The sequence below is a fragment of the Ensifer sp. ENS07 genome (assembly GCF_014852185.1).
Lineage (GTDB): Bacteria > Pseudomonadota > Alphaproteobacteria > Rhizobiales > Rhizobiaceae > Ensifer > Ensifer adhaerens.
This window is the reverse complement of sequence record NZ_JACVBE010000039.1, coordinates 1-4,293: the sequence shown is the minus strand read 5'-3', so window position 1 is coordinate 4,293 and position 4,293 is coordinate 1. Positions and strand designations below refer to the sequence as shown.

Below are 4,293 nucleotides of genomic sequence, written 5' to 3'. Positions count from 1 at the left end.
CGGTTGTGGCACTGATCAACGAACTGCTGGAGACCGACAACGACCAGCAGATTGCCAGTCGTCTCAACGCACTCGGGCATCGTAACTGGCGCGGTGAGGCTTTTACCTTGAAGAAAGTTATGCTCGTTCGTCGTGCCTATGGGCTGAAGACCCGGTTCGAACGGTTGCGCGAGAGCGGCATGCTAACTGGCGAGGAAGTGGCTCGTCGATTTGGCGTAAGCGCCACAACCATACATCAACTCGGACGTGATGGTGTTCTCAAGCGCCATCGCTACGCTACCAACCACCGCTACCTGTATGAGCCACCGGGCAACGTCAGACTCGCAAAAGGCGTCGGCGGCCGCTATGGTAGCCGCCAACCCCGGTTAATGGACGCTCAACAAATCCAACAAGGTGCATCGTGATGTCTGCTCCTTGTCCTTCGGCCGTTTTGGGCGGGTCGGCAGGATCGTCGTGTCGTAATGTTCGGCGAATGCTGCAAAAGTGGCGTTGATGGTCGGCTCGAACCACAAGGGCTTGGCAACGCCGGCCTTGAGGTTGTCGCAGACGATCGCTTTCGTTACGCCACCGAAGAAGCTCAAAGCCCGTTGCTGACCCTCGATCCAGTCTGGCAGCCGTTGAGTGAAGCTCGCATAGGCGAAGGTGTACAAAGAGGCCGGCAGAACCGCGACGAAGATCTGCGCCGGCCGGATCTCGCCCGTCGCCGGATCAATGACGGGGACGGTGTGACCAGCATAGTCGGTCTGCATCGCCGCGCCGGCGGTGTGGCGATTGCGGAAAGTGGCGCTGGCGCGCTGTTCGAAAGCGGCGAAGCGCTCACAGAACCAAGTGTATCCATAACCGTTCGGGTGCCGCTCGCGATATTCCTGCCACAACAGCGTCAGCGTCACGCCCTTTCGCTTCAGTTCACTGGCGATCTGGCTCCAGTCAGGCGCGTGCATATCCTGGGGCGGGCGGCCGCGACGATGGAACAGGCGACGCTGCAACACAGCGTCCTCGTCAAGGCCAGGCGGCAACGGCCAGCCCGTCAGCCCGGCCTCACGCGCCCGCAGCAGGTAGGTCGAAATGGTCGTTTTGCTGATCTTCAGCCGTTCCGATATCGCACGAACCGAAAGCCCCTGTTCGTGCGTCAGTCGCAATATCGATCGAATGTCCTTCACGTCAGTAAGTCTCGCCTGCTTCCGTCTCGCCATTCCCCGCACCCCTCTCAAATCGGGGTTCAGAATGGCAAAAACGGCGCGTGCGAAAGTCGATGTTTTAATCGCCGAAAGACTGTCCGGGATTTACCGGAATCGCTGTCCGGGAATTAGCGGAAATGCTGTCCCGGATTTAGTGAAATCGCTGGAGTGCACCCCCAGACTGAGACAAGGAAAATCGCGGACAGTTTCCCCGCAAGGAGAGGAAACTGGGGCATGGCCGGACGGCAAAGATTTATTGATGAGGACCAAAAACTGGAGCTTCTCCAGCGCATGGAGGCGGGTGAAACCGTCAGCAAGTTGGCAGATGAGGTTGGCATCAGTCGCCAACGTCTTTACGAGTGGCGTGATCAGCTAAGGCTTCATGGTAATCTGAAGTCACGTCGGCGCGGACGGCCGGCCAGATCGACAGCAGGAGTTGGCGAGGACTTGCCGCTGCAGAGCGCCTTCGATCAGCCAACTCCTCAGGAAAAGGTACTGACCAAGGCCAGGCGCCGGATCAGGGAATTGGAGCAGAAAGTCGGGCAACAGCAACTCGATCTGGATTTTTTTCGCGAAGCCTTGCGGCACTTCGAGGAAGATCAGCGTCGGAGCAGCGCTCCTGGCGAAACCGGATCTTCGAAGTCATCGAAAAGATGACGACCGGCCTGTCGCAAGGCGAATTCAACATCGACCGAATGTGTTGGCTCGCGGGCGTCAGCCGCGCGAGTTATTACCGTCACTGGCTGGATTCGGCCCCTCGTCGGGCCGAAACAGGTTTGCGGGACCTCATTCAAAAGATGGCTCTCGGCAACGCGCACTACGGTTACCGCCGGATCGGAGCCCTGTTGCGTCGGGAGGGGTGGCAAGTCAACCACAAGTACACTCTACGCATCATGCGTGAAGACAATCTGTTGTGCCTGCGCGCAAGACCCTTTGTTCCTGCAACGACCAACTCGAGGCATGGTTGGCAAGTCGTGCCGAACCTCGCCAGGGGCATGATCCTCAATGGGGTCAACCAGCTATGGGTTGCCGATATCACCTTCCTTCATCTCGCTGAGGAGTTTGCATTCCTTGCCGTTGTGCTTGACGCATTTAGCCGCCGGGTAGTCGGATGGGCATTGAATACGCATCTCAAAGCAAGCCTTGCGATCGAAGCTCTAGAGATGGCTATCACCGATCGCCAGCCCGTGCCCGGGAGCCTCGTGCATCATTCCGATCGCGGCGTTCAATACGCGTGCGGAGCCTACTCCGAACTTCTGCATCGTCACGGCATCCAGGCGAGCATGAGCCGTGTCGGAAATCCTTATGACAACGCGAAAGCGGAGAGCTTCATGAAGACCCTGAAGCAGGAAGAGGTGCAAGGTCTCGCCTATAGGGATGCAGACGATGCCCGTCGGCGCATCGGCGCGTTCATCGATACCGTTTACAACGCGCAGCGCCTGCACTCGGCGCTCGACTATCTAACGCCGGAGGAATACGAACAGAAGCATTCAGGTGGACGACGGATGGAAAAGGCGGCATAGCTGAAACACGGGGCGGCGTCCGCGATTTTCCTTGTCTCAGTCTGGGGGTGCACTCCATCGCTGTCCGGGATTTAATGGAAACCCTGTCCGCGAATTACCGAAACCCGCAATTTGGCGCGGCAAATGCCCATCCGATCCGAAGCTGCTCGCAGAGGTGATCCGCCATCGCGCACCGGCAGCCGAGCGGGTGGTGTTCGAGACCGGTCCTTTGTCTGTGTGGTTCTATCATGCGCTGAGTGCAGAAGGGCTTCCGGCAATCTGTATCGACGCTCGCCATGCCAAGGCCGCGCTCGACATGGCCCCGAACAAAACAGACGCCAAGGACGCCGACGGCTTGGCACAGCTGGCTGAGGTCGGCTTCTACCGTGAGGTACGCGTGAAGGGCTATGACAGCATGCTTATCCGCACATTGGTGACCGCGCGCACCAAGCTCATCAGGATCATGACGGAGCTATCCAATCAGATCCGTGGGCTTATGAAGACGTTTGGGCTGGTCGTGTCCGAAGCTAGTGGCTTGGTATTTGCGGCGAATGTACGCAATCTGTTGGCTAGCAATGCTGCCTTAGAACAGATCATCCTGCCCCTTCTCGAGGCTTGGCGTAGTATCCGAGGCCGCGCTGCGCAACTTGATCGTCAGCTCGTCACTATGGCACGGCGCAGCGACGCATGTCAGGTACTGAAGTCCATTCCCGGGATCGGTGCGGTGACTTCCGCCTCCTTTGTTGCGGCGATAGAGGATCCGAAAAACTTCCGAATCTCCCGGTCTGTGGGAGCATGGCTGGGACTGACAACAAGACGGTATCAGTCCGGGGAAGTCGACTATGACGGCCACATCTCTCGACGGGGAGATCGTCATCTGCGTGGCCTCCTTTATGAGGCCGCCACGGTGATCCTGACCCGAGCCCATGCTGACAGTTCACTTCGTGCCTGGGGGATGAAGCTCAGAGAGAAGGTCGGCTTCAAACGAGCGGCAGTTGCTGTGGCGCGCAAGCTATCGGTGATAATGCACAGAATGCTGACAACCGGCGAATCTTTTGACCGGTCCGCCGGCATGACTGCCTGAGTTCACAGGCCGGAATTAAGTCCGCCTTATCGGATGCGTTGAATCGTCCCTGCCGGGACGTAGGTCGGGTCATTCCGCAGATGGTGTTGGCAGCTGAACGTGTCCCACGTCCATACTGCGTCCGTTACATTGGAAGATCCCTCCGGCGAAAACCCTTCATGCGGCGATGCGCTATCGACCGCGCAGACAACCGTGCTCCCGGCAAACGTCATCAACAACGCATCACGAAACAGCGGTCCGCACATCCGCAGTTTGACACTCGTCAGGTCGAACGATGCTCGGCCGGCCGTTGTTGAGCATGTCAAAAAGAGCTTGATCTATGCCGAGCGATTAGACAACACCATCTAGTGCTTGCACTAGGACTTGCAGGCTTCAGCCTAACTCAGCTCAGCAAGGCGGCCGTCACCGGCTTGCAATTACCCACATCTGAGCGTCGCTGCTATTTCGGTTCCGAGGCGAATGTCGGTCAGTCGGCTGAGGCCGCGCCAGACGACCGTATTTCCCGGTGGCGGATCTGATGTTCTTGCAA

Annotated in this window: 2 protein-coding genes and 3 pseudogenes; 4 read left to right on the top strand and 1 reads right to left on the bottom strand. The window is 58.3% G+C overall.

The window, feature by feature from the left end; translation table 11 throughout:
• Window positions 1-404: pseudogene (locus IB277_RS37470) on the top strand (recombinase family protein); the annotation flags it as partial.
• Here IB277_RS37470 and istA read toward each other — a convergent pair.
• A pseudogene (gene istA / locus IB277_RS37465) lies at window positions 387-1,193 on the bottom strand (IS21 family transposase); the annotation flags it as partial. The pseudogenes IB277_RS37470 and istA overlap by 18 nt on opposite strands.
• A 219-nt stretch (window positions 1,194-1,412) precedes the next feature.
• Here istA and IB277_RS37460 point away from each other — a divergent pair.
• The 3 genes and pseudogenes from IB277_RS37460 to IB277_RS37450 form a co-directional block, all read left to right on the top strand.
• On the top strand, window positions 1,413-1,835 hold the full coding sequence (locus IB277_RS37460) for a helix-turn-helix domain-containing protein (protein WP_192373386.1): 423 nt from the start codon (window positions 1,413-1,415) through the stop codon (window positions 1,833-1,835).
• Window positions 1,832-2,701: an IS3 family transposase gene (locus tag IB277_RS37455; protein ID WP_192373384.1), complete on the top strand. Its 870-nt coding sequence runs from the start codon at window positions 1,832-1,834 to the stop codon at window positions 2,699-2,701. The genes IB277_RS37460 and IB277_RS37455 overlap by 4 nt, the downstream gene beginning before the upstream one ends.
• A gap of 109 nt (window positions 2,702-2,810) precedes the next feature.
• A pseudogene (locus tag IB277_RS37450) lies at window positions 2,811-3,764 on the top strand (IS110 family transposase); the annotation flags it as partial.
• Window positions 3,765-4,293 lie beyond the last annotated feature (529 nt).

What these genes read in the sequence shown, in the direction of transcription:
- IB277_RS37460 (WP_192373386.1), top strand. Translation starts at nt 1,413, where the DNA reads ATGGCCGGACGGCAAAGATTTATTGATGAGGACCAAAAACTGGAGCTT.
- IB277_RS37455 (WP_192373384.1), top strand. Translation starts at nt 1,832, where the DNA reads ATGACGACCGGCCTGTCGCAAGGCGAATTCAACATCGACCGAATGTGT.